This window comes from Streptomyces cahuitamycinicus, from assembly GCF_002891435.1.
In the GTDB taxonomy this organism is placed as follows: domain Bacteria; phylum Actinomycetota; class Actinomycetes; order Streptomycetales; family Streptomycetaceae; genus Streptomyces; species Streptomyces cahuitamycinicus.
In genome coordinates this window covers 1-765 of record NZ_POUC01000876.1, presented here as the reverse complement: position 1 = coordinate 765, position 765 = coordinate 1, and the positions used below count along the sequence as shown (strand labels likewise).

General features: G+C 76.9%; 1 protein-coding gene. It reads left to right on the top strand.

Annotated features, from left to right (window positions below; genetic code table 11):
- Positions 1-765 (top strand): lytic transglycosylase domain-containing protein (locus tag C1J00_RS43600; protein ID WP_245936757.1); only part of this gene is annotated, 765 nt, incomplete at both ends.

Sequence of the window (765 nt, the reverse complement as noted above, 5' to 3'; positions counted from 1 at the left end):
CGGCCATGGCGGCGCTGACCGCGTCCCAGGCGCCGGGGGCGCTCCCGGCCCGGTTGGCGGAGCCCGCGCGTCAGGCGACACCCGCCGAGCGCGGGCCGAGCGTGTCCGGCGACACCCCCTACCGGACCGAGCTGCCGCCGCTGCGGACGGGGAAGCGGAAGAAGGGCACCGGGCCGGTGACGGGCGGTGGTGCCCTCCCGGCGAGCGTGTTCGCCGCATACCGGAACGCCGAGCGGGAGCTGGCCCGCACCAGGCCCGGCTGCGGACTGCGGTGGCAGCTGCCGGCCGCGATCGGTCAGGTGGAGTCCGGGCAGGCGCGCGGCGGCCGGGTGACCGCGGACGGCACGACCGTCACGCCGATCCTCGGCCCCCGGCTGAACGGCGGCCCCTTCGCCGTCATCCGCGACACCGACCACGGGGTGTACGACGGGGACACGGCCTACGACCGCGCGGTGGGCCCGATGCAGTTCATCCCGTCCACCTGGGCCCGCTGGGGCGCCGACGGCAACGGCGACGGCCGGGCCGACCCGAGCAACGTCTTCGACGCCGCGCTCGCCGCGGGCCGCTATCTGTGTGCGGACGGTCGGAACCTGTCCGACCCGGCCGACCTGGACCGGGCGATCCTCGGCTACAACCACTCGCGGGCGTACCTGCTCACGGTCAGGGCCTGGTACGCGCACTTCCTGGAAGGGCACCGGGTGGTGCCGGACGGCCGCGCCGAAGCCCCGGGCCGACCGGAGCCGGTGCACCCGGGCACGCCGAAGC